At 60.0% G+C, this 24,843-nt stretch carries 28 protein-coding genes, 1 tRNA gene and 1 pseudogene; 16 read left to right on the plus strand and 14 right to left on the minus strand.

Annotated features, from left to right (window positions below):
* Nucleotides 1–139: 139 nt before the first annotated feature.
* Together P9250_RS18660 and P9250_RS18665 are read right to left on the minus strand one after the other, a co-directional pair.
* Nucleotides 140–1,174 carry a serine/threonine protein kinase gene (locus tag P9250_RS18660; protein ID WP_309845070.1) on the minus strand — a complete coding sequence of 345 codons (1,035 nt, stop codon included), beginning with the start codon at nt 1,172–1,174 and terminating at the stop codon, nt 140–142.
* 62 nt (nt 1,175–1,236) lie between these two features.
* Nucleotides 1,237–1,449 (minus strand): hypothetical protein, encoded by a 213-nt coding sequence (locus P9250_RS18665; RefSeq protein WP_244826684.1) that lies wholly within the window; start codon nt 1,447–1,449, stop codon nt 1,237–1,239.
* A gap of 384 nt (nt 1,450–1,833) precedes the next feature.
* On the opposite strand from P9250_RS18665, the gene P9250_RS18670 reads away from it, so the two are divergent.
* Nucleotides 1,834–3,072 (plus strand): MFS transporter, encoded by a 1,239-nt coding sequence (locus tag P9250_RS18670; RefSeq protein ID WP_310394524.1) that lies wholly within the window; start codon nt 1,834–1,836, stop codon nt 3,070–3,072.
* 252 nt (nt 3,073–3,324) lie between these two features.
* A complete protein-coding gene (locus P9250_RS18675) occupies nt 3,325–3,510 on the plus strand; it encodes a hypothetical protein (protein ID WP_244826686.1) in 186 nt (61 codons plus the stop codon).
* Nucleotides 3,511–3,638: 128 nt separating this feature from the next.
* Here P9250_RS18675 and P9250_RS18680 read toward each other — a convergent pair whose 3' ends face one another.
* Nucleotides 3,639–4,340, minus strand: coding sequence for a dienelactone hydrolase family protein (locus P9250_RS18680; protein ID WP_310396794.1), 702 nt, complete (start codon nt 4,338–4,340; stop codon nt 3,639–3,641).
* A gap of 595 nt (nt 4,341–4,935) precedes the next feature.
* Here P9250_RS18680 and P9250_RS18685 point away from each other — a divergent pair.
* Nucleotides 4,936–6,081, plus strand: coding sequence for a branched-chain amino acid ABC transporter substrate-binding protein (locus P9250_RS18685; protein ID WP_244826687.1), 1,146 nt, complete (start codon nt 4,936–4,938; stop codon nt 6,079–6,081).
* A gap of 57 nt (nt 6,082–6,138) precedes the next feature.
* On the opposite strand, the gene P9250_RS18690 is transcribed toward P9250_RS18685, so the two are convergent.
* Nucleotides 6,139–7,323 carry an MFS transporter gene (locus tag P9250_RS18690; protein WP_310396797.1) on the minus strand — a complete coding sequence of 395 codons (1,185 nt, stop codon included), beginning with the start codon at nt 7,321–7,323 and terminating at the stop codon, nt 6,139–6,141.
* A 198-nt stretch (nt 7,324–7,521) separates the two neighbouring features.
* Between P9250_RS18690 and P9250_RS18695 the strand changes: the two are divergent.
* The 3 genes and pseudogenes from P9250_RS18695 (at nt 7,522) to P9250_RS18705 (ending at nt 10,220) form a co-directional block, all read left to right on the plus strand.
* A pseudogene (locus P9250_RS18695) lies at nt 7,522–8,188 on the plus strand (HugZ family protein).
* 352 nt (nt 8,189–8,540) lie between these two features.
* The gene (locus P9250_RS18700) at nt 8,541–8,843 is read left to right on the plus strand and encodes an H-NS family nucleoid-associated regulatory protein (RefSeq protein WP_244826690.1); all 303 of its coding nucleotides are present in this window, start codon (nt 8,541–8,543) and stop codon (nt 8,841–8,843) included.
* Nucleotides 8,844–9,038: 195 nt separating this feature from the next.
* The gene (locus P9250_RS18705) at nt 9,039–10,220 is read left to right on the plus strand and encodes a cation diffusion facilitator family transporter (protein ID WP_310394526.1); all 1,182 of its coding nucleotides are present in this window, start codon (nt 9,039–9,041) and stop codon (nt 10,218–10,220) included.
* Between the two features lie 3 nt (nt 10,221–10,223).
* Here P9250_RS18705 and P9250_RS18710 read toward each other — a convergent pair whose 3' ends face one another.
* From P9250_RS18710 to P9250_RS18720, 3 genes are all read right to left on the minus strand, one after another.
* On the minus strand, nt 10,224–10,694 hold the full coding sequence (locus tag P9250_RS18710; RefSeq protein ID WP_244826692.1) for an Lrp/AsnC family transcriptional regulator: 471 nt from the start codon (nt 10,692–10,694) through the stop codon (nt 10,224–10,226).
* Nucleotides 10,695–10,776: 82 nt separating this feature from the next.
* A complete protein-coding gene (locus P9250_RS18715; protein WP_310394528.1) occupies nt 10,777–11,412 on the minus strand; it encodes an exonuclease in 636 nt (211 codons plus the stop codon).
* Nucleotides 11,409–12,053, minus strand: coding sequence for an MBL fold metallo-hydrolase (locus P9250_RS18720; protein ID WP_250492880.1), 645 nt, complete (start codon nt 12,051–12,053; stop codon nt 11,409–11,411). Before P9250_RS18720 ends, P9250_RS18715 begins: the two co-directional genes overlap by 4 nt.
* 666 nt (nt 12,054–12,719) lie before the next feature.
* Here P9250_RS18720 and P9250_RS18725 point away from each other — a divergent pair.
* Nucleotides 12,720–13,322: a septal ring lytic transglycosylase RlpA family protein gene (locus tag P9250_RS18725; RefSeq protein ID WP_250492881.1), complete on the plus strand. Its 603-nt coding sequence runs from the start codon at nt 12,720–12,722 to the stop codon at nt 13,320–13,322.
* A gap of 46 nt (nt 13,323–13,368) precedes the next feature.
* On the opposite strand, the gene rsmI is transcribed toward P9250_RS18725, so the two are convergent.
* The gene (rsmI, locus tag P9250_RS18730) at nt 13,369–14,250 is read right to left on the minus strand and encodes a 16S rRNA (cytidine(1402)-2'-O)-methyltransferase (RefSeq protein ID WP_310396800.1); all 882 of its coding nucleotides are present in this window, start codon (nt 14,248–14,250) and stop codon (nt 13,369–13,371) included.
* 74 nt (nt 14,251–14,324) lie between these two features.
* Here rsmI and P9250_RS18735 point away from each other — a divergent pair, with 74 nt between their 5' ends.
* The 5 genes from P9250_RS18735 to P9250_RS18755 all read left to right on the plus strand — a co-directional run bounded on the left by P9250_RS18735 (nt 14,325) and on the right by P9250_RS18755 (nt 16,670).
* Nucleotides 14,325–14,684 carry a YraN family protein gene (locus P9250_RS18735; RefSeq protein WP_244826696.1) on the plus strand — a complete coding sequence of 120 codons (360 nt, stop codon included), beginning with the start codon at nt 14,325–14,327 and terminating at the stop codon, nt 14,682–14,684.
* Nucleotides 14,685–14,773: 89 nt separating this feature from the next.
* The gene (locus P9250_RS18740; RefSeq protein WP_244826697.1) at nt 14,774–15,361 is read left to right on the plus strand and encodes a phosphoheptose isomerase; all 588 of its coding nucleotides are present in this window, start codon (nt 14,774–14,776) and stop codon (nt 15,359–15,361) included.
* A 22-nt stretch (nt 15,362–15,383) separates the two neighbouring features.
* Nucleotides 15,384–16,187 carry a BON domain-containing protein gene (locus P9250_RS18745; RefSeq protein WP_244826698.1) on the plus strand — a complete coding sequence of 268 codons (804 nt, stop codon included), beginning with the start codon at nt 15,384–15,386 and terminating at the stop codon, nt 16,185–16,187.
* Between the two features lie 2 nt (nt 16,188–16,189).
* On the plus strand, nt 16,190–16,534 hold the full coding sequence (locus tag P9250_RS18750) for a c-type cytochrome (RefSeq protein WP_309964189.1): 345 nt from the start codon (nt 16,190–16,192) through the stop codon (nt 16,532–16,534).
* 60 nt (nt 16,535–16,594) lie between these two features.
* Nucleotides 16,595–16,670: transfer RNA gene (locus P9250_RS18755), tRNA-Ala, on the plus strand.
* Nucleotides 16,671–16,766: 96 nt separating this feature from the next.
* On the opposite strand, the gene P9250_RS18760 is transcribed toward P9250_RS18755, so the two are convergent.
* Nucleotides 16,767–17,318 carry a YaeQ family protein gene (locus P9250_RS18760; protein ID WP_310394532.1) on the minus strand — a complete coding sequence of 184 codons (552 nt, stop codon included), beginning with the start codon at nt 17,316–17,318 and terminating at the stop codon, nt 16,767–16,769.
* A gap of 242 nt (nt 17,319–17,560) precedes the next feature.
* Nucleotides 17,561–17,914, minus strand: coding sequence for a surface attachment protein Sap1 (sap1, locus tag P9250_RS18765; RefSeq protein ID WP_244826701.1), 354 nt, complete (start codon nt 17,912–17,914; stop codon nt 17,561–17,563).
* Between the two features lie 402 nt (nt 17,915–18,316).
* Here sap1 and P9250_RS18770 point away from each other — a divergent pair, with 402 nt between their 5' ends.
* Together P9250_RS18770 and P9250_RS18775 are read left to right on the plus strand one after the other, a co-directional pair.
* Complete coding sequence (locus tag P9250_RS18770; protein WP_310394535.1) at nt 18,317–18,943, plus strand: LysE family translocator; 627 nt, start codon at nt 18,317–18,319, stop codon at nt 18,941–18,943.
* Nucleotides 18,940–19,416 carry an SgcJ/EcaC family oxidoreductase gene (locus P9250_RS18775; RefSeq protein ID WP_310394537.1) on the plus strand — a complete coding sequence of 159 codons (477 nt, stop codon included), beginning with the start codon at nt 18,940–18,942 and terminating at the stop codon, nt 19,414–19,416. Before P9250_RS18770 ends, P9250_RS18775 begins: the two co-directional genes overlap by 4 nt.
* A gap of 1 nt (nt 19,417) precedes the next feature.
* Here the strand turns inward: P9250_RS18775 and mnmE are convergent, their stop codons facing one another.
* Entirely contained in the window at nt 19,418–20,806 is a 1,389-nt protein-coding gene (mnmE, locus tag P9250_RS18780) for a tRNA uridine-5-carboxymethylaminomethyl(34) synthesis GTPase MnmE (RefSeq protein ID WP_310394539.1), read from the minus strand.
* A gap of 306 nt (nt 20,807–21,112) precedes the next feature.
* On the opposite strand from mnmE, the gene P9250_RS18785 reads away from it, so the two are divergent.
* On the plus strand, nt 21,113–21,529 hold the full coding sequence (locus P9250_RS18785; RefSeq protein WP_244826705.1) for a helix-turn-helix transcriptional regulator: 417 nt from the start codon (nt 21,113–21,115) through the stop codon (nt 21,527–21,529).
* Between the two features lie 190 nt (nt 21,530–21,719).
* A complete protein-coding gene (locus tag P9250_RS18790) occupies nt 21,720–22,178 on the plus strand; it encodes a hypothetical protein (RefSeq protein WP_310394541.1) in 459 nt (152 codons plus the stop codon).
* Nucleotides 22,179–22,266: 88 nt separating this feature from the next.
* Here the strand turns inward: P9250_RS18790 and yidC are convergent, their stop codons facing one another.
* Genes yidC through rnpA form a run of 3 tightly spaced genes read right to left on the minus strand, consistent with a single transcriptional unit; the run spans nt 22,267 to nt 24,802 of the window.
* A complete protein-coding gene (gene yidC / locus P9250_RS18795; protein ID WP_250462440.1) occupies nt 22,267–23,937 on the minus strand; it encodes a membrane protein insertase YidC in 1,671 nt (556 codons plus the stop codon).
* An 8-nt stretch (nt 23,938–23,945) separates the two neighbouring features.
* The gene (yidD, locus tag P9250_RS18800) at nt 23,946–24,266 is read right to left on the minus strand and encodes a membrane protein insertion efficiency factor YidD (RefSeq protein WP_244826708.1); all 321 of its coding nucleotides are present in this window, start codon (nt 24,264–24,266) and stop codon (nt 23,946–23,948) included.
* 59 nt (nt 24,267–24,325) lie between these two features.
* Complete coding sequence (gene rnpA, locus P9250_RS18805; RefSeq protein ID WP_244826709.1) at nt 24,326–24,802, minus strand: ribonuclease P protein component; 477 nt, start codon at nt 24,800–24,802, stop codon at nt 24,326–24,328.
* Between the last annotated feature and the right edge of the window lie 41 nt (nt 24,803–24,843).

The following is a 24,843-nucleotide window of genomic DNA, read 5'->3' on the forward strand; positions in this document are numbered from 1 at the left end:
CGGCTAGACACGCGTTCAAATGCGGCGTCGGCGAGAGGCAACGAAGAGGCAATCAGATGAGAATCGTTATCATTACATGTCGAAAAACCTAACTCAACGTTTTTCGACTAACTAACACGATCATTTCTAACGAAATATTTCAGACCGGCCAGAGCGGTCCTTCCTGCATCGCGCCGACTTGCTCCCGCAATTCGAGGATGCGTTCTTCCCAATAACGCTGCGTGTTGAACCACGGGAAGGCGGCGGGAAACGCGGGATCGTTCCAGCGGCGCGCGAGCCAGGCAGCGTAGTGAATCAGCCGCAAGGTGCGCAGCGCTTCGATCAGATGCAGCTCGCGCGAGTCGAAATCGCAGAAGTCTTCGTATCCGGCGAGCAGATCGGCAAGCGCGCGCGATGCCTCCGCGCGGTCGCCCGGCAGCAGCAGCCAAAGGTCCTGAACGGCCGGGCCCATGCGGCTGTCGTCAAAATCGACGAAATGCGGACCGGCATCGGTCCAGAGCACGTTGCTCGGATGGCAATCGCCGTGCAGTCGCAGATGGCGCACGTCGCCCGCGCGCTCGAAACATTGCGCGACGCCTTCGAGCGCCATGTCCACGACGCGCTCGTAGGCCTCGCGGACATCGTCGGGCACGAAGCGATGCGTGAGCAGAAACTCGCGCGGCTCGTACCCAAAGGTTTGGATATCGAGTGTGGGCCGTTCGCGATACGGTTCGATGCCGCCCACCGCGTGAATGCGCCCGATGAAGCGCCCGAGCCATTCGAGCGTGTCGCGGCCGTCGAGATCCGGCGCGCGGCCGCCGCGCCGTTCGAACACGGAGAAGCGAAAGCCTTCGAATTCATGGAGCGTCGCGCCTTCGAGCGAAAGTGCCGGAACCGCTGGAATCTCGCGCTCCGTCAACGTGGCGACGAAGGCGTGCTCTTCGAGAATCGCGGCATCCGACCATCGCCCTGGACGATAAAACTTCGCGACGATCGGCGGCCCGTCTTCGAGACCCGCCTGGTAGACGCGGTTTTCGTAGCTGTTGAGCGCCAGCAGGCGGCCGTCAGTGCGCTTGCCAGCGGGGATCAGCACGCTGTCGAGCGCGTCGAGCACACGCTCGGGCGCAAGGCCGGCAAAGGGCGGGGCCTCGCTCGGCGCGGGCGCGCCGGGGGTATCGGAATGGGTTGAGTTCATTCCGGCATTGTGCCCCGCGCGCGGACAACTGGCTCGCCGGCCGCGCGCGGGTCAGCGTTCCTTCAGTGGACGACCGTGTTCGCGGGGCGCACGATCTCGCCCGTATCGATCAGATCTTCGAGAAAGAACGGCTCCGTGTTGAGCAGTTGAGTGACACCGGGCTCGCCCGCGTACCACGCGACCATAGCCATGTCGCCCAGAATTCGCATCACGATGCCGCGTGCGCCCTGAGGCACGGCAATATGGACGGAGCGGACAATCGAACCGATTTGCATGATGAATCCCCGTTTCCGTGCCGGCTGAGGATAAAACGCCGGTCAAATATTTTCACCAAGCACAGGCTTTTCACGGCTCGTGCACCAGACAACCTGCCGCGTCATTGTTGCGCGACGCGCAGCACACACGGCTTCCATGAACGATTGTGTCCTTACTTTAGCGCATCGCGGCGCGTGAGCGCGATGCCTGCCGATATCATTTGTTGCCATTGGATGACGTTTTTCGGCATTAAGTTGTGTCCTGCGGCACATGCGACCGATTTCTGTATCGGGCAAAACCCTAAGGATCGGCGTATCTTTAGCGGTTTTGGGCCGCCGAACGTGGGCCGAAAACTTTGAACCAGATCAGAATAATCCTCTCTGGTCGACACGGAGACCCTGGTTGTGAATGCATCGCCGGCGCCGCAGCGCACCGAAACTGAAGCTGATTCCATTCCCTATCTCGAGCGCGGCTCGCGCGCTTACTGGCGCGCGGCGCTGGCCTTGTTGTTCGCGGGCTACGCCACGTTCTCGCTGCTCTATTGCGTGCAGCCGCTGCTGCCGGAGTTCACCAAGGCGTTCGGCGTAAGCCCGGCGGTGAGTGCGCTTTCGGTCTCGGTGAGCACGGCGGCGCTGGCAGTGGCGATTTTCATCGCCGGATTCGTTTCGGAGAGCTGGAGCCGCCACCGCTTGATGACGATGTCGCTGCTCGCATCGTCCGTTCTCACCATGATCGTCGCCGCGCTGCCGAACTGGCACGCGCTATTGATCGTGCGCGCGCTGGAAGGCTTTGCGCTCGGCGGCGTGCCGGCCGTGGCAATGGCATATCTCGCGGAAGAGGTGCACCCCGAAGGCCTGGGCCTTGCGATGGGGCTCTACGTCGGCGGCACCGCGATAGGCGGCATGGCGGGTCGCGTGATCAGCGGCATCCTCGCCGATCTGTTCGGCTGGCGCATTGCGATTGGAGGAATCGGGCTGCTCGGGCTTGTCGCGACGCTGGCATTCCGCTCGTTGCTGCCGCCATCGCGGCGCTTCAAGCCAAGACGCGGCGTTGGTTTCCATCATCATCGACGCTCGCTTGCCGCACATTTGCGGCACGGCGGATTGCCGTTTCTGTTTCTCATCGGCTTCGTGCTGATGGGCAGTTTCGTCACGCTCTACAACTACGTGGGTTATCGGCTGCTCGGCGCGCCGTTCCGGCTCAATCAGACGCAGATCGGCGCGATCTTCACGGTTTATCTCACCGGCGTGGTCGCATCGCCGTGGTCGGGCAAACTCGCCGATGTATTCGGGCGCGGGCGCGTGCTGATCGCGAGTTTGCTTTTGATGATGCTCGGCATCGCGATGACGCTTTCGAGTTCGTTGCCGGTGATCATCGGCGGAATTGCCTGCCTGACGTTCGGCTTCTTTGCCGGGCATTCAGTGGCGAGCGGCTGGGTCGGACGACTCGCCGCGCAGGCAAAAGGACAAGCGGCGGCGCTCTATCTGCTTGCTTATTACCTTGGATCGAGCTTGATCGGCTCGTACGGCGGCCACTTCTGGACGGCGTTCGGCTGGCCTGGGGTGGCTTCGCTGATCGGCGCTTTGCTGCTGGTCGGAATGGCGGGCGCGGTTTATCTGAATGTGCGCGAGCGGAGTGCTTAATCGTCATTATTCCGTGAGGCGATTTTGAAAGCCCGTTGAAATATGAGGGAAGTAAGGGTTTTTCCGCGTCTACTTAATAATTCCGTTTGCAAAGCCTTGTTTCAATTAGCTTGGTGCAATGCAATAGTTTTCAGGCGCACGAATATAGGCCGACACGGCGATTCGACCGGCCTATACTCGAAGCGTCGACGCGACGAATTATCTCGAGCGCGCCGCGACAAGAGCTTGAAGCTGGAAGAAGGGAGACGCACCATGACGACTTACTTCACAATCGGCGATTTCATTCTGATTATCCCGATGGCGCTCGCTGGCGCCTTATTCCTCGGCGCCATTCCCTGCGCAACGCATTTCAAGAACAACGCCTTGCGCGTATTCGGCGCGCTATTGGGCGTGCTGGTTGCGTTCCTGCTCGTGGAAGGACTGCCGGCGCTGGTTTAGGCGCGGCGGGCGGATGCGCTTTAATCAGCACGTCCGCCGCTGATCGAAACCCGGTACGGCTCTAATGCCGTCAAGCCGGATTTTGTCTTTTCAGGCGCGAACATTACGCGCCGTCGAACGAAATATATTCAGACCAGATACTCGCCGAGGAACGTCAAGGTGCGGCCGTGCGCCAGCGCCGATGCCTTCGCGTTATACGAAGCGCGATCGCCGCAATTGAAGCCATGATCGGCGCCCTGATAAAGATAGAGTTCCGAATCCGAACGGCCCGCAAAACGGTCGCGCACGCTGGCGACTGCATCGGAAGGAATATGCGCGTCTAGTTCGCCGTAATGGAATTGAATCGGTGTTTTGATTTTGTCGGCCTGATCGAGCTGATTTTGAATGCCGCCACCGTAATAGGCCACAGCGAGATCGACCGACTCTTGCGCCGCCGCCAGATAAGCGAGGCGTCCGCCGAAGCAGAAGCCGATGGCCGCCACCTTGCCCGTCACTTCGGGCAACGCGCGCAATGCCTGGGCGGACGCGCCGACGTCGCCGACGGCTGCATCGAGATTGGTCTTTTGCAGCAGTTCCATCGCCTTTTCGCGATCCGCGCCGTCGTAACCCAACTCCACGCGTGGTTGCGTGCGCCAGAAAACGTCCGGTGCGAGCGCCACGTAGCCATCTGCCGCATATTGATCGGCGACGCTGCGAATATGCGCGTTCACGCCGAAGATTTCCTGCAGGATGATCACAGCGGGTCCGGTGCCCGTCTTTGGCAGGGCGAGATAGCCCTGGAAGCTGCCGCCATCGGCGGGAATGTCGATCCAGCGGGAAGTGGTGGAAATGGTCATGTCGTTGCTCCTTTAGCTCGATTGAACATGCGCGTTTGAGGCGGCTGTGTGCGTTGATTCGCCAGCCTCGGACCGCGTTGGCGAGTGAGTGTGCCAGCTTTCCCTTTCAGACGCCTGAGCGCGTCCGGGCCGCGCTGGCATGACCTTTGACGGAAAAAGGATTTTTAGAGCGGCTGGTCTAAACACTTGGCGACTTAGCGGCTTTAAAAACAGGCTAATGAAGCGAGCGCGCGGGATTATCGGCAAACGGCCGCCGCTCTTGAAGCGCGTTCAAACCGGCACACGTCCGCCCCTTGGAAACCCGCATGAACAGGGCGTCTTCACGGAACGCCACCACAAACGCCCGCGCTTCTCAACTGGCCTTTAATCGGTAGTCACACCAGTATCTTAAAAAACTTCCCTAATTTAATTTGACACCCCTACACTTGCGCGCAGTGCGGATGGCGGCCGCCAAAAATGGCCAGCCAGAAGGACTTGCCAAGTGCATGACGATGCATCCGGCGTGGTCGTCCACGGGACTGAGCGATCGTGATGAAAGACGGGGCACAGGGCGATTACGTTGTTTTTGGGACCGAAACTGGAGACTTACATGAACACCAAGCTTCACAAACTGTTGCCGATCAGCGCTGCAGCCGTGCTGTTCGCTACGTTGGCAACATCCGCAGCAGCCGACCAGGTCGTCAAGATCGGTCACGTCGCTCCGCTGACCGGCGGCATTGCTCACCTGGGCAAGGATAACGAAAACGGCGCGCGGCTCGCAGTCGAGGAAATCAACGCGAAGGGTCTCACCATCGGCGGCCAGAAGGTCACGCTGGAACTCGACGCGCAGGATGACGCGGCCGACCCGCGTACCGCCACGCAGGTTGCACAGAAGCTGGTCGACGACAAGGTTGTCGGCGTCGTCGGTCACTTGAACTCCGGTACGTCCATCCCGGCATCGAAGATTTACAGCGACGCGAGCATCGTTCAGATTTCGCCGTCGGCCACGAACCCGACCTACACGCAGCAAGGCTTCAAGACGACGTATCGCGTCGTCGCGACCGATGCTCAACAAGGCCCGGCGCTCGCCAACTACGCCGCGAAGCAATTGAAGGTAAAGAGCGTCGCCGTGGTGGACGACTCGACCGCCTACGGTCAGGGTCTTGCCAACGAGTTCGAAAAGACCGCGAAGGCACTTGGCCTGAAGGTCATTTCGCACGATGCGACCAACGACAAGGCAGTCGACTTCCGCGCGATTCTGACGAAGATCAAGGGTGAGAACCCCGACGCGGTGATGTACGGCGGCATGGACGCAACCGGCGGCCCGTTCGCGAAGCAAGCCAAGCAGCTCGGCCTGCGCGCGAAGGTTCTCGCAGGCGACGGCGTCTGCACGGAAAAGCTGGCCGACCTGGCTGGCGACGCAACCGACAACATCGTGTGCTCGGAAGCCGGCATGGCGCTCGAAAAGATGGAAGGCGGCCAGGCGTTCGCGGCGAAGTTCCAGAAGCGCTTCGGTCAGCCTATCCAGATTTACGCGCCGTTCACGTATGACGCGGTGTATATCATCGTCGACGCGATGAAGCGCGCAAACTCGACCGATCCGGCGAAGATCGTTGCCGCCATGCCGAACACGGACTACAAGGGCGTGATCGGCGAGACGACCTTCGATTCGAAGGGCGACCTGAAGCACGGCGTGATCTCGTTGTACGACTACAAGAAGGGCAAGAAGAGCTTGCTGGACGTCGTCAAGATGTAATGACGGCGGGCCTTCGGCTCCAAGAAACGCGCGGACTTCAAAGGTCCGCGCGTTTTTTTATATCTTGAGGCGCTTGAGGATCTTCGGTCCGATCAGCGCGATCAAGGCGCAGCAAGCCGCGACCACGCACAACCCGATGGGCAATGTGCCGATTTGCGCGACGCCGCCAATCAGCACCGGTCCGAGCAGCAAGCCGAAATACGCGAGGCCCGCGACCTGCGCGAGCCCTTCCGCCGCCGTCACGCCCTCCACGCGCGCCGCGGCCGCGAAGAGCACCGGCATCATGTTGGCGAGGCCGAGACCCATCAGTGTGAAGCCGGTCAGGGTCACGACCGCGTTAGGCACGACGAGCGCCATCACCATGCCGATAAACGCGAGTCCCGCGCTGCCGAAGATCAATTGCGGCGCGCCGAAGCGAGCGCGCACGGCATCGCCGCCAAAGCGACCGGCCGCCATGCCGCCCGAGAACGCGGCATAAGCGGCGCTTGCGACCGAGGGCGTAGCGAGCACGACGTCGCGCATGTACACGGTGGCCCAGTCGTACATGGCGCCCTCCGCGATCAACGCAACGAGCGCCATGCCGCCCAGCGCCCAGAGCGCGCCCGAGCGCCAGCGATTCGACGACGACGATTTCGCGTGTTCATCGTGATGCGCCACGTGCGGCAGCACGTAGGGCATCGACACGAGCAAGACGATCAGACTGACGCCCGAGACAAGAGCAAGGTGCGCGGCAGGCGCAAGACCGTGCGCGAGCAACGCGCCGCCGACCGCCGCGCCCGCCATGCCGCCCACGCTGAACATGCCATGCAGCGACGACATGATCGGGCGCTCGAGCGCTTCTTCGACGGCGCTGGCCTCGGCGTTCATGGCGACATCGAGTGTGGCCATGCCGAAGCCGAAAAACGCCAGCACGATGAGCAGCATCCAGAAAGCCGGGACGACTAGAATCAGCGCGCCGCAGCACATCATGGTGAGGCCGCCCGCCATGCAGGCCATGCGCGTGCCGGCTCGCGCGATCCACGGACCGGCTGTGAGCATGGCGAAGATCGAGCCGCCAGCGACGGCGAAGAGTGCGAACGACAGCATGCCGGGACTGAGCGCGAACTTGTCGCGCACGGTCGGCACATGCACGCCCCACGAGGCGTACATCATGCCGGCGATGAAGAACACGGCCATCGTCGAATAGCGGGCGCGCTTGCGGGCGGCGGCCGGGGAGGCTGCGATGCAAGGCTTGCATCGGATTTGACTCGCGGGAGGCGGAAAGAGAGGTCGAGTCGGCCACGAAAGAACAGTTTGAAAGAGTGATGCGAACGCAGGACAACCTTGCAGATTGCCTCATTTCGCGGGAGCTTTCGATTCTATCGAACGGCTAGCAGACACGCTCGATGCCCGTGCTTTACCATCGGTCGCATCAAACTCGAATAATCAAAAAGGAGATTCATGCATATCCCGTCGCAAGCGCCTTTGCATTTGCTGCATCGCATGCCAGAAGGCACGCTCGCCACGCAGTCGCGAGACCCACGCTGTTTTCCTTATCCAACCGCGTTGCCTTTTGCGCCGACCGCTCACCATACGCCAATGTTGTTGATCAGCCAGCTCGCCGAACATACACGCAATCTTCAGGCAGACGGACGGGCCGGTTTTCTGATTACTCACGCGGCGGAAGGGGCGCGTTCTCGAAGGACAGCGATTGACCATGCTCGGTACATTCGCGCCCGCGCCGCTTGCGCAATATGAAGAACTGTCGCGTCGTTATTTGCGATATCACCCGGACGCGGGGCGTTATCTGGAGTTGGGTGATTTCTCGTTCTGGCTGATGTCGCTAGAACGAATGCGATTTATTGGCGGTTTTGGTGCAATGGGCTGGCTGCGCGCAGACGATTTGGATGATCTGGAGCCGGTTTCTTCCGCCGATGAAGTCGCGCTCTGCAAGATTTTCGATGCTTATAACGCTCGGCCGGCGAATCTTGCATTATTAGGGATAGACCGATACGGATGCGATTTGCTGCGCGACGGCACACGCAATCGTTTTACCTTCGATAAGCCGAAACTTAACGGGGACGAATTGCGGACCGCGCTAATCGATTGCATCGAGCGGCAAAGCTAGGCAGCATTCATTAACCGGATGGCAAAAAGACAGCTTACTATGAGGAACGGCTGCATCAAAACTGTCATCCGGTGAAATATTTGCCCAAAGAGCGTCGACGGCATTTCATTGCGCGCCAATTTTTCACGATTAACGACGTCTATTCCTTACTACTTTCCCGAGAGGTGCTACGGGCGAGAAGCGAACAGACGACCCATTGTTACGAGGAAAGCCGCTGAAACTCAATTTAAGTGGCAATGCGCACATGCCGCCTTAATCCGATATGTGTTAATCTGCGTGCCATCCGAGGCTTTATCGAAAACGTAAAGCGGGCGACAGACTCGTAATTCAGCAAACCACTCAGGAAATTGCCATGCCTTCATACAAGGAACTTCTCGCGCAGCGCGAGTCTCTGGAACGTCAGATTGAAGAAGCGAAATCGCGTGAATACGCCGAAGTGCTCAATGAGATCAAGCAGAAAATGGCGGATTACGGCATCACGCTTCAGGAACTAGCCGGTGGTCGAGGCGCTAAGACTCCGAAGGCATCCCGTGCCCGTAACGGCGTTGCACCGAAATACCGTGACCCGGAAAGCGGTAGCACGTGGTCGGGCCGCGGTAAGCCGCCAAAGTGGATTGCGGGACAAGACCGCGATAGTTTTCTGATCGGCAGATAAGTCGGGCCAGATTTCAGTGAAAAGAGCCGCGCTTAGAACGCGGCTTTTCTTCCGACTAGCGAGTTCGCACGCGTAACGGCACGTATTAATGTCGCCGTCTGTCCTATTTCCGCGAGCGAAGAGCGCATTGAAAGCGCGAAGCCAGGCACGGCGTTAAGATTTATCGACATACATGTTTGGCTTAAGGCAAATTACATGTCGCTTTCGACGGCTCGTGCCAAGGAAAAGCAGGATGTTGCGCGGACGACTACCTGGACCAGCATTGCGCTCAACTGCGTTTTAAGCACGGCGCAACTGACGGTGGGTTTTATTGCCCATTCTCAAGCGCTGCTCGCGGACGGCGTCCATTCGCTATCCGATCTGGTTTCCGATTTCATTGTTCTGATTGCCAACCATCGTTCGGCGGCAGCGCCGGATCACGATCACAACTATGGTCATAGCCGTTATGAAACGGTAGCGTCGTTATTCCTCGGCGGATTGTTGATTGCAGTCGGTGCGGGAATGTTATGGCGCGCCGGCACGCGAGTTCTAAACCTGGACGATATTCCTCCCGTTCACGCCAGCGCGCTGGTGGTTGCGTTAATCGTCCTCGTATCGAAAGAAGCCTTGTTCAGATATATGCTGCGCGCGGCAGAACGCGTGCGCTCGGCATTACTCGTGGCCAACGCCTGGCATGCACGTTCGGACGCCGCTTCGTCACTCGTCGTGGCGCTTGGAATTATCGGCAGTCTCGCAGGACTTAAATTTTTCGATCCGATTGCCGCCGCACTGGTCGGTTTCATGGTCGGCAAAATGGGCTGGAGTTTCGCGTGGGATGCGCTCCAGGATTTGTCGGACCGGGCGCTCGATCAAACCGCCGCCGCCGATTTACGCGCCATTTTGCTAAGCACGCCCGGTGTGCGTGAAGTCCACGAATTACGTACTCGGAAAATGGGCGACCTGGCAATCGTCGACGCGCATATTCTCGTCGATCCGCGTATTTCGGTTTCGGAGGGGCATTTCATTGCCGAATCGGCGCGTGCGCACGTAATGACCGATCCGCGCGTGATCGATGCGCTCATTCACGTTGATCCGGAAAGCGACGCGCTCAACCCGCTGCCCGGCAATTTCCCGTTGCGGTCCACTGCAATGGACGCCGTGCGCGCCGCTTTCGGCGCAGAGAGCTTGCCAATAGAGGAATTGAATCTGCATTACCTGAGCAGCGGGTTCGATATCGATATTGTTTTGCCAGCGCATTTGCCAGATCAATTAGGCGAAGACGCGGCGGCGCGCCTTGCCCGAATCGATATCGATGCCCTCAAGCGAAAGCTTGGCGCGCACGAGTTACGCGTAACCCATGCGCTTCGAACCACGCGTGACGCGCCCGTTCGACCTTGATGTTCAGAGTGGCAGTTGCGTATCGAACTTGATTTCGCGCAGCACGACGCTCGTGCGAACCTGCGCCACGGCCGGAATCTTGAAGATGCGCTCGTGCAGGAACGCGTCGTATGACTTGATGTCGGGCGCCACGATCTTGAGAATGTAGTCGGATTCGCCCGTGGTGCTGTAGCACTCGGTCACTTCCGGACAGGTGGCGATCTCGCGTTCGAACTGTTCAACGCCGCCTTCGGTGTGCCGCGTCAAATGAATATGCGCGAGCGCGCAGACGTGCAGGCCGAGCTTCTCCCGGTCGAGGAGGGCGGTGTAACGCTGGATGACGCCGGACTGCTCCATGTCCTTGATACGGCGCCAGCAGGGCGTACTCGAAAGCCCGACCTGATCCGAAATTTCCTGAACGGACCGCCGCGCGTCGAGTTGCAGGAGACGCAGGATTTTTTGTGAGAATGTATCTAGAGTCAACTGCGCCTCCATTCGGTCGCGATCTGACCTAATGTTAGAGGCGCAGAAAAAGAAACGCAATGCAAAGCGGCTGCACTGAGGTAGTTTCCCTAACTCACTGGCCTGTCGGCGCGTTTTTACCTTCGACGATGCTTTCAGTTTCGCCCGCAGTGGCTTGCGTGGCGGCCTGCGAGGCACGAAGCTCCGCCAGCATGTTGCAAAAGAGCGCGCCCTGCTCGATAGCGTCATCGAGCGCGACGTGCGTATGCGGCAGGTCGTCGAACCAGTGCTTGGGCAGACGCGGTTTGATCGCCTTCCGGTACGGCAAGCCCGTTATCGCAAAAGCCAGTGTCTTGATGTCAAGCGCGGACCACGAAAAAGGACAGCGTTCGGCGAAGCGCATCATGTACCAGAACATATAGGTGAAGTCGAAGCCTGCTGGATACGCCACGAACACCGGTTTGCCGGGCAGGGCCTCCACCCATTCGACGTACTTGACGAGCGCGACTTCGGGCTTTTGCTGATCGATACGGCACGCGGCCCAAGCCTCAGGCTGCGTCTTCCACCATGCCGCTTGAACAGGATGCGGCGCCGCGCCTTCGAGTGTTTCCAGATTCGCCGAGAACGTGCTGACGAGCTGTTTGTCCGCGGTGAACGCGGCCGACGCGAAACTCAGCATCGAGTGCGGACCGGGAATGGGACCGTCGGCTTCGACATCCGTGCTGACATAGATTTCGGGAATGGCGTTCATGCGCTGACTCCGTCGCCCACATAGGGATTGGAGCGGCGTTCCTCGCCAAGTGTCGATGCAGGTCCGTGGCCCGGCACGAAGGTCACGTCGTCGCCGAGCGGCCAGAGCTTCTCGCGGATGGAGCGGATCAATTCGGCGTGATTGCCGCGCGGAAAATCGGTGCGACCGATGGAGCCGGCAAACAGCACATCGCCGACGAGCGCCAGCCGATGCTCGCGACTGAAGAACACCACGTGTCCGGGCGTATGACCGGGGCAAAAATAGACTTCCATGCTTTCCTCGCCAAACTGCACGGTGTCGCCGTCTTCGAGCCATCGCTCGGGCGTGAAGGCTTCGGCATCCGAAAAACCGAAGCGCTTGGATTGCGCGGGTAACTGATCGATCCAGAACGCGTCTTCCCGATGCGGTCCTTCTATGGTGACGCCGTAGTGTTCCGCGAGTGCCTTCGCGCCGCCGCAGTGATCCAGATGACCGTGCGTCAGCAGCACTTTTTCGACCTTTGCGCCTTGCCGCTCGACCTCGGCAATGATGCGCTCGATGTCGCCGCCGGGGTCGACCACGGCGGCGCGCTGCGTCGTCTCGCAGATTACGATGGTGCAGTTTTGCTGGAACGGCGTCACGGGCACAAGAATGACTTTCATAAGACTCTCACCGGGACGAAGTCGCGTGTAAAAAGGTGCATTGTACCGGTGCCGGATCACGCTCGCGTCAGCCTCCATAAAGGCCCGGAGGCCGCTTCCAGAGCTGCAATTCTTACGGTCATAGCGAAAATCAATGACGAAATATGCAGTCGGAGGAGCCGGACCCCCGTTTTTTTGTATAATGACGACACTTGTGCATGGCTTTGACCATGCCGTCAATGGACAAAAGTCTGAACGCTAGTGCGTTTTTACAATTGTTATCAGTACGCTGTTGGGGGCTGAAAGCCTCGTAACTGCAACTCAAGCACCGTCATTTGGTGCACACGTCTTGTCCGGTCAGGCGCCGCGCGTCTGTCAGACGGCCTTAGCTGCCGTCGCACCGGATGGGGCCTACGCCGCCGTTCCTGCGCTGAAACAACGTCTCATAGCGCGCGAACCGTTGTCACGTTCGATGGCGGCACGTGGGGTCTGGTCAGGCTGCCGGGGACAGGCTGCGCCAGACGTGAACAATAACCGGGCTTTGCGGCAAGAGTACGCCGCATCCGAGCATCAGTTCGCCGTTCGCTGGTTCGAACGGCGTCCTGCTTTGCGCGGCTTGCCTTTCGAGCAGTCTTGCGCGCGCTTTGAGCGCGGCGCGGCCGCTCTACAAACAAGGAAGACACGCCTATGAATGCTCGATATCTTCGACATGTCGGTAGCTTGCTAGCCGTCGCAGTACTGGCTGGCTGCGCCGCGCCGGGCTCGGGCGACATCGCGTCCAATCCTCAGACAACAGCTACCGCTAGCACGACGAGTGCCCGCTCCACCGCACCCCTCGCTTTCGACAACAACCTGAGCTCCGTGCCTGCTCCGAAGCAAGCACAGGGCGAGTCGCTAGCCAACGCGCAGCCGATTACCAGCGGTCCGAACGTCGGCGAATTCGAGCAACAGGGCAAGGCTTCCTGGTACGGTCGCCTGTTCCACGGCCGCAAGACGGCGAGCGGCGAGAAATTCAACATGAATGCGATGACCGCCGCTCATCGCACGCTGCCGCTGGCATCATGGGTGCGCGTGACGAACGAAGCGAATCACAAGACGGTGGTGGTTAAGATCAACGATCGCGGACCTTACGTGCGTGGCCGCGTGATCGATCTTTCGTACGCGGCTGCATCGGCGCTGGACATGAGCAGCAGCGGCACGCAAAAGGTGAAGATCGAAGGACTGACGCAGCAGGAAGCGCGGGCGGCGCGCGAGCAATCGCAGTCGCTGGCGGATGACGGCGTGAACTGAACCTGCGTCTGATCCATGAAAAGGCCGTCATCGCGACGGCCTTTTTTCATTCTTCCGAGCGTTTGCTGAGTATCAACGCGCGCTCGTACAAGACGTTGCGCGATGCGCCCGAGAGCGTTGCGGCGATGCGCGCCGCGCTCTTCACCGACAACTCTTCGAGCAGCGTGGTGAGCAGCTCGTCGTTGACGTCGTCCGATGCTTCTTCCTCCGGTGCGCCCTGCACTACAAGCACGAATTCTCCGCGTTGCCGGTTGGCATCTGCTTCGAGCCACGTTGGCCCTTCGGCCAGGGTGCAGCGATGAAGGCTCTCGTGTAACTTCGTCAATTCGCGTGCAATCAGCATTTGCCGCCCGCCGCCGAGCGCTTCACCAAGCGCGCGGACTGTTTCCACGATGCGATGCGGCGCCTCGTAAAACACGAGCGCCATTGAATGCTTGCTCAACGTGCGCAGTTGCGCGGCGCGTTGTTTGGGTTTCGACGGCAGGAAGCCGATGAACGAGAAGCCGCTGACCCACGCACCGGCCGCGCTCAACGCAGTGGTGAGCGCGCTTGCGCCCGGCAAGGGGATGACGGGAAAGCCCGCGTCGCGCACGGCATCGACGAGACGTGCGCCTGGGTCCGAAATGCCGGGCGTGCCCGCGTCCGACACGCACGCGATGCGCTCGCCGTTCTTCAGATGCTCGATCACGCGTTCGGCGGCGCTGCGTTCGTTATGTTCGTGCACGGCGATCGACGGCTTCGAGATGCCGTAGCGCGCGAGCAGTTGCGAGGTGTTGCGCGTGTCTTCGGCGGCGATGCGATCGACGAGATCGAGCACGTGCAGCGCGCGCACCGTGATGTCCGCCGTATTGCCGATCGGCGTGGCGACCACATAGAGCGCGCCCGTCGGATAGTGCTGCCCGTCGGCTAATTCGGAGATCTGAAGCATGAGCGCGGGCGTCGAAGGAAAGACTGCCATTTTGCCACGCGTGCAAGCGCTCAACGCTCGACAACTTTTGAGGAGTGCCTGTGTCCAAATCGCTCGGCGATGTTTTCGAAGCGCGCGCGCTCGAGTACCTGCAAAGGCAGCGCATGAAGCTCGTCGCGCGCAACGTGCGTTGCCGTGGCGGCGAGATCGATCTCGTCATGTCCGATGAACGCGGCGCGCTCGTGTTCGTCGAAGTCAGGGCGCGCGCGAGCCGCCGGTTCGCGGATGCCGCCGCGAGCGTCGATGCCAGAAAGCGCGAGAGGATCGTGCGCGCCGCGCAGTTTTATCTGACGAAGTGGCGCGGCGCGTTGCCCGCGTGCCGCTTCGACGTGATCGCCTTCGATGCGGGACGCATTCGCTGGGTGACGGATGCATTTCGTGCCGACGGCACTTGATGTTGAGGTGTGCCGCGGCATGCATGCGGTAAACTGCGCAGCATTCACACGCAACAACCGCCGCCGCCGCGGCCGATAATCGAGAGTCGATGTCAGTCGAACGCATTCAACAGCAATTCCGCGACAGCGCGGCGCTCACGCTCGAAGCACTCGATGTGCTGGCGGTCCCGATCGCGGCGGCAGTCGACACGCTGTTCAGCGCGCTCGCCAACGGCTCCAAGATTCTCACATGCGGCAACGGCGGTTCGGCCGCCGACGCGCAACGTTTTGCCGCGCAACTCATCGGCCGCTTCGAGCGCGAGCGTCCCGCATTGCCGGCCATTGCGCTGACGACCGATACATCGATACTCACGGCAGTCGGCAACGACTACGCCTTCGAACAGATCTTCTCGCAGCAGGTTCGTGCGTTGGGACATGCGGGCGATGTCCTGCTTGCCATCAGCACGTCGGGCAACTCGGTAAACGTGCTCGCGGCGATTCAGGAAGCGCACGAACGCGAGATGATCGTGATTGCGCTAACGGGCAAGGGCGGCGGCGTGATATCCGAAGTGCTCATCGACACCGACATACATATCTGCGTGCCTTCCGAGCGGACGGCGCGTATTCAGGAAGTCCATCTGTTGACCATTCACTGCCTGAGCGACGGCATCGACGCGATGCTGCTGGGCGACGACTGAACACAAAGGGGAAAACGAGTTGATGAACAAGACACGCGTGAAGGCGACGCTGGCTAACGCCACGTTGGTGGTGAGCATGTTGTCGGGTGTTGCGTTGACACTGCAGGGCTGTGCGCTCGCGGTGGTCGGTGCGATGGGCGGCGGCACCTTGATCGCCACCGATCGCCGCACGCTCGGCGCGCAGACCGAAGATCGCGAGATCCAGGTGAAGGCGCTATCGCGGATCAACGAGAGCGTGCCCGACACGGCGCATGTCAATGTCACCGTGTTCAACCGGCGCGTGCTCTTGACGGGCGAAGTACCCGACGATGCCTCGAAGCAGAAGGCCGAGTCTGTCGTGCACGACATCAACAACGTGGGCAGCATCGTCAATGAACTGTCGGTGCAGGGCGCGAGTTCTATTTCCTCGCGCGCCAACGACTCGTACCTCGAAGGCCGCGTGAAGACCGCGATGGTCGGTGAGAAGGACTTGCGCGCGAACTACTACAAGGTCGTGTGCGAGCGGAGCATTGTGTATTTGATGGGCCTCGTCACGCCGGATGAAGGCGCGCATGGCGCGGATGTCGCCGCGCGCGTGCCGGGCGTCGAACAAGTGGTGAAGGTGTTCCAGTACATCAAGCCGGAAGAAGCCAAGGCGCTGGAGGCGGCGGCGGCATCCGATGCGAGCGGCGTCTCGGCGGCGAGTGCCCCGGCGCCTGAGGCCACGGTTGGAACGGTGCCGGATTCATCGGTGACATCGCGTCCGCTGGATCAGCAGACGCCCGCGCCCGTCAAGAATTCGGATGTTCATCCGGGAAGTGCGGCTCCGGCGCCAGTGGGTAAGTGATGATGCGACTGCGTGGTTGTGTCGTGGCTGGTTTGCTTTTGAGTGTGTCGGCGTTGGTTCATGCGGCGGATCAGCCTATATCCGCCGCCAATGCGATGGCGATTGCGCGCAGCAATGCGTGCATGGGATGTCACGCGGTGGATCGCAAACTCGTTGGGCCGTCGTTTCAACAAGTGGCGGACAAATACAAGGGCGATGCATCCGCCAGCGCGAAGCTTGAAGCGAAAGTGAAGAAGGGTGGCGCGGGCGTGTGGGGATCGATACCGATGCCTTCGCATCCTTCGATGAACGATGCGGACATCAAGACCGTGGTCGCGTGGGTGCTGGCGGGAGCGCCGCAGAAGTAAGCTGGTGGCGGCTCGGGCTTGCGTTTCGTCGAGATGCTTGTGATACACTTTTACTTCGTTGGGGGGGTAGCTCAGCTGGGAGAGCGTCGCGTTCGCAATGCGAAGGTCGGGAGTTCGATCCTCCTCCTCTCCACCACGAAAAATCAAAAGGCTCAGCCATTCGGCTGAGCCTTTTCGCATTGATGACATCCCACACGTAAACTGCGCGTCGTTCAACCCGCCCGCATCGACATTAAACCGCCGCCCCCTTAAACACCCCCTTCCGAATCATCACCGGATCCACCGTCGCGCTTCCCAACGACGCCTCACCATCCTGCACCGTCATCTGCAGCCGCATCGTCCGTTCGGCCAGCTTGCTAAGCGCCTCGCCGACGCCCTCCTCAAGCGACCACACCGTCACGTTTTGCAGACGCTCGACCTTGCCCTTCACACCTTGCCACCAGATATCGCTCGTCCTGCCCGCATACGCGATAACCACCATGCGGTCCGCGCGACCGCTCGCTTTCGCGATACGCCGCTCATCCGGTTGGCCGATCTCGATCCACGTCTCAATCTGACCAGTAAGGTCCTTTTGCCAGAGATCGGGTTCATCGGTGTCGGATAGTCCTTTGCAAAACTCCAGTCGTTCGCTCGCGAATAGGCCAAAAGCGGCGACGCGCACCATCATCCGTTCGTCGGTCTCGGAAGGATGACGCGCGATGGTCAGGGAATGGTCGCCGTAATAGTGGCGGTCCATGTCGGCGATCTGAAGGTCCGCCTTGTAGATTGTCGATTTGAGGGCCATGCAACACCAAAAGGCCGGTCGAAAACCGGCAAGGAAAGTAGAAGAGGCGGCGAACAAATACCAAGACACTGCACGCCGACGCTCACGCGACCGACATTGTGCGGTGATTCAGGAACAAATTGGAAGAATAAGATGCGCGCAGCGAGCGTTCGCCGCCACGGAAGATGGCACCATTTTCAACGGCAATGATTTACCTACGCGCATTCATTCGATGCGCATAGGCCACCGTCATTCGTAATTACTCAAAGCCCTTTCTGCTCGATAAACCGGTCGGCAGTCCACATTCCCTGCGTATCGCTATTCGACGCATTGACGAATTCGATGTCGTGTCCGACTACGCGCAATACGCGAAAGTGCGAATCGACCGGCGTCGAAACGCATTCGAAGCCTTCGAAATATTGCTGCATTTTTTGATGCTCGCCAGCTTTCGCATGCTCATCGGCCGAATCGAATTTGTCCTTGGACAGGCAACCATATGAGTTAGGCCGAAATGTGAATGTCTGTTGGGCTTGAACCGCGCTGTCCTGGGCCTGCGCAGCGCAAGCGATAGCGAACGTCCCTACCATTGCAACGAGAAAACTGGCGCGCTTCTTCATTGAGTAGCCTCCAAACGAATTCGTCTCGAAATTAGCTATGTATTTAAAAGCCGCTAAATGCAAAAGCCATGCTAATTGACGTTTGAAAGTTTGCAAGCACAAGTTGTGTGCGATTGCAACAAGCCGGAATGTCGCACGCTTGCGTTAGTTCGTCAGAACGCAGCGTATTGATATGAAAGGCATTAAAAAACTCTATTTGGAGGAAATTGAAGCGGTTATTACTTGCCAATGGTAGCGATTTATCTCAACACGATTCTTGTGCGGCGCATTACCCGACCAAGAGCGCTTTCCAACCTTCCAAGCAATCGATTCTTCGCCGAGATGTCTAGCTAGCCTTCCGGCCTATTGCGCCGCGCCGCCGTTCATGGATAAATCGATCCCAACGAAATCAGGAGATATCCCATGACGCTTGCTCAGTGGCTGCCGTTCGCTATCGCATCGGCCATTCTTGTTGCAATCCCTGGCCCGACCGTATTGCTGGTCGTGTCCTACGCGCTCGGGCACGGGCGCAAGTACGCGCTCGCGACGACGCTCGGCGTGGCGCTCGGCGACCTCACGTCGATGACGGCTTCCATGCTCGGTCTCGGCGTTTTGCTGGCGGCATCGGCGGAACTGTTCATGGTGGTCAAGTGGGTGGGCGCGGCGTATCTGTTTTACCTGGGCATCAAGTTGTGGCGCGCGCCGGTGATCGACACGGACGCAGTCAAGGCCGGCGACGATCTGCGCACCGGCCGCATCCTGGCTCACGCCTACGCGGTAACCACGCTCAACCCGAAGAGCATCATCTTCTTCGTCGCGTTTCTGCCGCAGTTCATCGATCCCCACGCGGCAAGCGTCTCGCAGATCGCGCTATTCGAGGCAACCTTCGTCGGGCTGGCGGCGGCTAACGCGTTCTTTTACGCGTTGCTCGCATCGAGCGCGCGTCGGGCAATTCGCAAGCCCTCCGTGCAGCGCGCGGTGAATCGGACCGGCGGCGCGCTGCTCATGGGCGCCGGCGTCTTCGCGGCTGCATGGAAGAGGGCGACATGACTCAGACCGCCTTTGCTGATTGGGCGACTAGCGCGCGCCGCGTATTTTTCGGCTTGCTCGATGACTGGAATCGTCAAGACGCGGCAGCAATGGCCGCGCGTTTCGCCGAGCGCGGCAGTCTGGTCGGATTCGACGGCAGCACGATCGATGGCCGCGCGTGCATCGAAGCGCATCTGCAACCGATTTTCGCGCAGCATCCGACGCCGCTTTTCGTGGCCAAGGTGCGGGAAGTCAGACGCATGGCGAGCGGGCACACTTTGCTTTTGCGTGCGGTTGCAGGCATGTGCCCACGCGGCACGGCGGCGCTCGATCCGAGTCTGAACGCGATTCAGACCATGGTTCTGTCGATGTGCGACGGGGTGTATCGCGTCGAGCTGTTCCAGAACACGCCGGCCGCGTTTCATGGAAGGCCGGAGGAAAGCGACAAACTGAGCGCCGAGTTGCGGGAGATAGGGAAACCGAAACTCGCTTGAGTTACTTTCCGATGCAAAACCGGCTGAAAATCACGCCCAGTAGATCATCGGAAGTGAACTCACCCGTGATTGCATTGAGATTTTCTTGAGCGAGGCGCAGCTCTTCAGCGAATAAATCAAGCGCCTGTGAGTTCTGATCGGCGTGGGCGGCCGCCAGCGCCAGATGTTCGCGCGCCGCCCGCAACGCGATGAGATGCCGTTCGCGCGCCAAATACACGCTCTCCGCGCCTGCCTGCCATCCGGCAATCTTGAGCAGCATTTCTCGCAAGAGCGCGATGCCTTCGCCCGTTTTCGCCGAGAGATTGACTTGGCGCGCGCCGCCGTTCGCGTCGCGGCTTGCGGCTGGTGCGCCCGCCAGGTCCGTTTTGTTCAGCACGCGCACGACCGGCGCGCCATCGGGGAAACGCGCGGCGATCGCGTCGTCTTCGCTCGTCATCCCGTTTCGGGCGTCGAGCAAATGCAACACGACGTCGGCGCGCTCGATCTCGCCCCAAGTCCGCTCGATACCAATTCGCTCGACTTCGTCTTCGGTGTCGCGCAGCCCCGCCGTATCGATGATATGCAGCGGTATGCCTTCCACCTGAATGGTCTGAGCGACCTTGTCGCGCGTGGTGCCGGCAATCGGCGTGACGATAGCGAGCTCCGCGCCGGCCAGCGCGTTCAGCAGCGACGACTTGCCCACGTTCGGCTGCCCCGCCAGCACGACCGATAAGCCTTCCCGCAGCAAGGCGCCCTGCCGTGCATCGGCGAGGACGGTGTTCAAGCGCTCGCGAATGCGCGCGAGCTTGCCGTGCGCGTCCGCTGCTTCCAGGAAGTCGATCTCTTCCTCGGGGAAGTCCAGAGTCGCTTCAACCAGCATCCGCAAATTGATGACGTCTTCGACGAGCGCGTGGATTTCGCGCGAAAACGCGCCTTCGAGCGAGCGGCCCGCGGAGCGCGCGGCGGCTTCCGTGCTGGCCTCGATCAGATCGGCGACGGCTTCGGCCTGTGCGAGATCGAGCTTGTCGTTGAGAAACGCGCGTCGCGTGAATTCACCGGGCTCGGCAAGTCTCAGGCCGAACTCGCGTCCGACGTCGAGCGCGCGTTGCAGCACGAGTTGAAGCACGATCGGCCCGCCGTGACCCTGCAATTCGAGCACGTATTCGCCGCTGTATGAGTGCGGCGCGGGAAAGTAGAGCGCGATGCCGCGATCGAGCGCCTCGCCGTTGCCGTCGAGAAACGGCACGTAGCTAGCGTGGCGCGCGTTCAACGATTGGCCGCACAGCGCGAACATCGCGAGGTGCGCGGCGCGCTCACCCGCGCGTCCGAACGACAGCCGCACGACGCCAATCCCGCCGCGTCCGGGCGCGGTGGCGATGGCGACAATCGGATCGGAGTCGTTGCTGAGCATGTGAGGAAAGCAGGGATTTCGGGTGCGGGGATTGTATCGCGCTGAGACGCTTAGCTGCCGGCATCCCGCCCGTTAGGAAAATTCTTGACGTATCTCATTTGAGATACGGACGAACGCATGCAACTCACGCCGTTTTCTACAACAAATTCGTGGCTTAGGCAGCACTGACGGAGGTCTGAGAGCGAAGCTTGATTGCCTTTTGGCAGTGATCGGTAACGCTTATGCAAGATAAAACGACGAATATTTCCGCCACTTCTAACGTGATTGGTTGACGCATAGGCAACGGTTGCCTCGCACAATTGCACTATGCCTACACCACAAGAAAAAGCCGATTTCTCCGAGCGGCTTAAGTTCTCGATGACCCGCGCACCTGAGAAGCTGCGCGGCGCGACCGATCTCGCGAAAAAATTCAGTCTTCGTTACCACGGCGAAGCGGTTTCCCCTCAAACGGCGCACAAGTGGCTCACTGGGCGTTCGATTCCGACCATCGACAAGCTGGAAGTATTGGCCGAATGGTTCAAAGTGGAGTTGCACTGGCTGCACTATGGACCGTCGCCGGGCGGTATCGCTCAGGGGACGCCTAAGCCGCTCGTACGGGATGAGCAATACCCGGCGTCCGGGGAAACGCTCGAGCTTGTGTCGAAGATCGAGGCGTTGTCGCCGCATCATCGGTATCTGGTCGAGGAACTCGTGCAGCAGTTTTATGGGGCGGCGAAGCGGTAAACGTTCGAATTCGTCAGCGCGACAGAATGTTTCAATCGAGATGGCTAAATCTAGCCTGTACCGGCCATTGTCGCTAAACGCTTGTCCCGCAAGGTTTTCTGCCTTCCCGACAATCAGCTGCCCGTTAAAACTTGAGTTATAAAAGTTTTACCTTGACCACGTCTTGAACAATGTCGCGGACACTGCCGCCATGGTTACCGATCCTGTAAAGCTCGCCTTCGCAAGGCGGTTTCGCGACGCTCTGGTTGAAGAGAGCGTGCGACTTTCCAAAAAGGCGCATTGGCCCGCCGAGACTGCTATTGATTTTGAGAATCCGAGACATGTCCGGCGCCTATTGGATGCCCACGTTCCCATCGCGGAACAAGTATCATCGACAACCGTGAAAAACTGGCTCGATGCCATACACATGCCCAGGCCAAAGCATTTACAAATGCTGTCGAAGGCGCTGAACCGTTCTGTTAATTGGTTGAAGTTCGGAGTAAGCGATTCCTCCTCCAGCTACGTGAACAATTATGCAAATGAACCAGCGGTCTCGTATGGTCAAGGCGCGTTAAATGAAGATCGTCGCTCGAAGCTTCGCAATATCAGATCAATGATCCATCAACTACTGGTCGAAGTCGACAAATTCGAGGACGAGCTCAAATATTAAGTTCATGAGCCGCCTGTCGAACCAAACAAAAACGCCCGGCATGCCGGGCGTTTTCAAATCCACTTCCACATCCAAACCTAAAGAAACCTCAAGCCGCCTTCTTCTTCCGCTGTCCCATCATGCGCGTGATGTAATACTGCTGCGCGATCGACAGCACGTTATTCACCACGTAATACAGCACGAGACCGGCCGGGAAGAAGAAGAACATGACCGAAAACGCGATCGGCATGAACATCATCATCTTGGCTTGAACCGGGTCCGGCGGCGTCGGGTTCAGCTTGGTCTGCAGGAACATCGATACAGCCATCAGCACCGGCAAGATGAAGTACGGGTCTTGTTGCGACAGATCGTGAATCCAGCCGATCCACGGTGCACCGCGCATTTCCACCGACGACAGCAGCACCCAGTACAGCGAGATAAACACCGGAATCTGCACCACGACCGGCAGACAGCCGCCGAATGGATTCACCTTCTCGGTCTTGTAAAGCTCCATCAGCGACGCGTTCATCTTCTGCGGATCGCTCTTGAAGCGCTCGCGAATCTGTTGCATGCGCGGCGTGATTTCCTTCATGCGCGCCATCGACTTATAGCTCGCCGCCGACAGCGGGAAGAACACAGCCTTGATGAGCAGCGTAAGCAGCACGATCGCCCAGCCCCAGTTGCCGACATAGCTGTGGATCTTTTCGAGCAGCCAGAAAAGCGGCTTGGCGATGATCGTCACCATGCCGTAATCCTTCACGAGCTCAAGCCCCGGCGCGATACCTTCCAGCATGCGCTCTTCTTCGGGACCCGCGAAAAGACGCGCATCGACGGTCGCGGTCTGTCCCGGCGCAATGGTCTGCACGGCCTGCTGCACACCCACGCGATACAAATCCGGATCGATCTTCTGCACATAGATGTCACGCTTCGCGCCCTGCTGCGGAATCCACGCCGACGCGAAGTAATGCTGCACCATCGCAATCCAGCCGTTGTCGGCGGAAGGCGCGAACGTAGCCTTGTTCTTGTCGATATCGCTGAAGTCGATCTTCTGGAAGTGATGCTGGTCCGTGTAGACCGCCGGCCCGATGAACGTATGCGAGAAGCGCGGCGTCTCCACCGGCGTGTTGTCGCGCACGAGTTCCATGTAGAGCTTCGGCGTGACCGGCGCGCTACCGACGTTCTCGATTTTCGTATCGACGTTGATCACGTAGCTGCCACGCGTGAACGTGTAGGTCTTTACGACCTTCACGCCACCCTTCACCGGCGATTCGAACGCGAGCGTCAGCGTTTTGGCGTCGCCCGACAAGGACGTCTGGCCCGGGACCGCCGTGAAGATGTCGTTGTGGTTCGGGAAGTCGCCGCCGAGCAGGCCCGTGCGCGCGAGATACGTGTGGGTCGGCGTGTGATCGAAGAGGGTGATGTAAAGGTCAGGCTGCTTGCCGTCGCCTTCCTTCACGAGCGAGAGCTTCGAAAGCGTGCCGCCGCGCGTGTCGATCTCACCGGAATACACGTCCGTCGTGAACTTGACGAGTTGCGCGGCCGCCGTGGCGGGCGGCGTCGTCGAACCCGGCGCGGCGGTACCGGCCGGCGAGTTGGGCAATTCGGAAGGCTGTGCGCCCGATGCGGCCGTGCCCGGTGCGGGGTTGCTGGCGGTCTTGGCCGGCTGCGTCGCGCTCGGGAAGAACATCGACGGGCGCCCATGGTCGCGCTGCCAGTTGTCGAACAGCATGACAACTGACACGAAGAAGATGACCCATAGGACGGTGCGTTTGATATCCATGCGTTGTCTCAGTGTCGATCGGTAAGCGCATCAGCGCCGTTTAGTGGTGAATGCTTTTCTTGAGCGAATTCCGCGGCCGGCTCGGAAACCCGCGTGGAATCTGATCGCGAATCGGAAGGCTGCGGCACGAGATCGACGCCGCCCGCCGAAAACGGATGGCAGCGGCAAAGCCTTTTGGCGGCGAGATACGTGCCATGCGCGGCGCCATGATACTGGATTGCCTCGCGCGCGTAGTCGGAACAGGAGGGATAAAAACGGCACCGGCTGCCGAGCAGCGGGCTCACAGCAACCTTGTAGAAGCGCAACAACGCGATTAGTGCCGTTTGCATAAGCTTCGCGCCGCGCGCCCCGTTCGCCGTGACCGGCGATTCGAGACGCAGACTGCGCTTCATGACCCGGAAGGGCCGGAGGTGTCGTCTACGGCGGGCACGCCAGGCGGCGCCGCCACGGTTTCAGCCGCACGGCGCGCGACTTCGCGCACGGCACGGTCCAGCAATGCTTCCAGTTCGCCTCGCACGAGCGCGCCGAGCGGCGGCGAACTGGCGCTCGGCATGGCCTTGCGGTCGATTTTCGCGTGCAAGCGCACGAGGATATCGAAACCGCTCAACGCTTCGCGACGCAACCGAAACGCGTCACGCGCGTGCCGCTTGATCAAGTTGCGCGTGACTGCACGCGGCGCTTGCTTCTTGCCGATCACGAGGCCGAGACGCGCCTCCTGCCCAGTCGGTTTCCCGTACAGCACGAAATGCGGCGAACGTCGCCACGGGCGCAAACGAAAAACGGATGAGAACTCATCCGTTTTCAGTAGCCTTGCGGCCTTGGGGAACGCGGCCTGCGCCGGCAACTGAACGATGTCCTGTTTCAAGACTTCTGTGCGGCGCTAAAGCAGCCTGCCGGTTCGTGATG

Origin of the sequence: Caballeronia sp. LP006, assembly GCF_031450995.1 — a bacterium.
Taxonomy (GTDB): Bacteria; Pseudomonadota; Gammaproteobacteria; order Burkholderiales; family Burkholderiaceae; genus Caballeronia.

Excerpts from the sequence above, each read along its gene's own strand:
- P9250_RS18660 (WP_309845070.1), bottom strand. The coding sequence starts at position 1,174 with ATGAACTCAACCCATTCCGATACCCCCGGCGCGCCCGCGCCGAGCGAG.
- P9250_RS18665 (WP_244826684.1), bottom strand. The coding sequence starts at position 1,449 with ATGCAAATCGGTTCGATTGTCCGCTCCGTCCATATTGCCGTGCCTCAG.
- P9250_RS18675 (WP_244826686.1), top strand. The coding sequence starts at position 3,325 with ATGACGACTTACTTCACAATCGGCGATTTCATTCTGATTATCCCGATG.
- P9250_RS18685 (WP_244826687.1), top strand. The coding sequence starts at position 4,936 with ATGAACACCAAGCTTCACAAACTGTTGCCGATCAGCGCTGCAGCCGTG.
- P9250_RS18700 (WP_244826690.1), top strand. The coding sequence starts at position 8,541 with ATGCCTTCATACAAGGAACTTCTCGCGCAGCGCGAGTCTCTGGAACGT.
- P9250_RS18705 (WP_310394526.1), top strand. The coding sequence starts at position 9,039 with ATGTCGCTTTCGACGGCTCGTGCCAAGGAAAAGCAGGATGTTGCGCGG.
- P9250_RS18710 (WP_244826692.1), bottom strand. The coding sequence starts at position 10,694 with ATGGAGGCGCAGTTGACTCTAGATACATTCTCACAAAAAATCCTGCGT.
- P9250_RS18715 (WP_310394528.1), bottom strand. The coding sequence starts at position 11,412 with ATGAACGCCATTCCCGAAATCTATGTCAGCACGGATGTCGAAGCCGAC.
- P9250_RS18720 (WP_250492880.1), bottom strand. The coding sequence starts at position 12,053 with ATGAAAGTCATTCTTGTGCCCGTGACGCCGTTCCAGCAAAACTGCACC.
- P9250_RS18725 (WP_250492881.1), top strand. The coding sequence starts at position 12,720 with ATGAATGCTCGATATCTTCGACATGTCGGTAGCTTGCTAGCCGTCGCA.
- rsmI (WP_310396800.1), bottom strand. The coding sequence starts at position 14,250 with ATGCTTCAGATCTCCGAATTAGCCGACGGGCAGCACTATCCGACGGGC.
- P9250_RS18740 (WP_244826697.1), top strand. The coding sequence starts at position 14,774 with ATGTCAGTCGAACGCATTCAACAGCAATTCCGCGACAGCGCGGCGCTC.
- P9250_RS18745 (WP_244826698.1), top strand. The coding sequence starts at position 15,384 with ATGAACAAGACACGCGTGAAGGCGACGCTGGCTAACGCCACGTTGGTG.
- P9250_RS18750 (WP_309964189.1), top strand. The coding sequence starts at position 16,190 with ATGCGACTGCGTGGTTGTGTCGTGGCTGGTTTGCTTTTGAGTGTGTCG.
- P9250_RS18760 (WP_310394532.1), bottom strand. The coding sequence starts at position 17,318 with ATGGCCCTCAAATCGACAATCTACAAGGCGGACCTTCAGATCGCCGAC.
- sap1 (WP_244826701.1), bottom strand. The coding sequence starts at position 17,914 with ATGAAGAAGCGCGCCAGTTTTCTCGTTGCAATGGTAGGGACGTTCGCT.
- P9250_RS18770 (WP_310394535.1), top strand. The coding sequence starts at position 18,317 with ATGACGCTTGCTCAGTGGCTGCCGTTCGCTATCGCATCGGCCATTCTT.
- P9250_RS18775 (WP_310394537.1), top strand. The coding sequence starts at position 18,940 with ATGACTCAGACCGCCTTTGCTGATTGGGCGACTAGCGCGCGCCGCGTA.
- mnmE (WP_310394539.1), bottom strand. The coding sequence starts at position 20,806 with ATGCTCAGCAACGACTCCGATCCGATTGTCGCCATCGCCACCGCGCCC.
- P9250_RS18785 (WP_244826705.1), top strand. The coding sequence starts at position 21,113 with ATGCCTACACCACAAGAAAAAGCCGATTTCTCCGAGCGGCTTAAGTTC.
- P9250_RS18790 (WP_310394541.1), top strand. The coding sequence starts at position 21,720 with ATGGTTACCGATCCTGTAAAGCTCGCCTTCGCAAGGCGGTTTCGCGAC.
- yidC (WP_250462440.1), bottom strand. The coding sequence starts at position 23,937 with ATGGATATCAAACGCACCGTCCTATGGGTCATCTTCTTCGTGTCAGTT.
- yidD (WP_244826708.1), bottom strand. The coding sequence starts at position 24,266 with ATGCAAACGGCACTAATCGCGTTGTTGCGCTTCTACAAGGTTGCTGTG.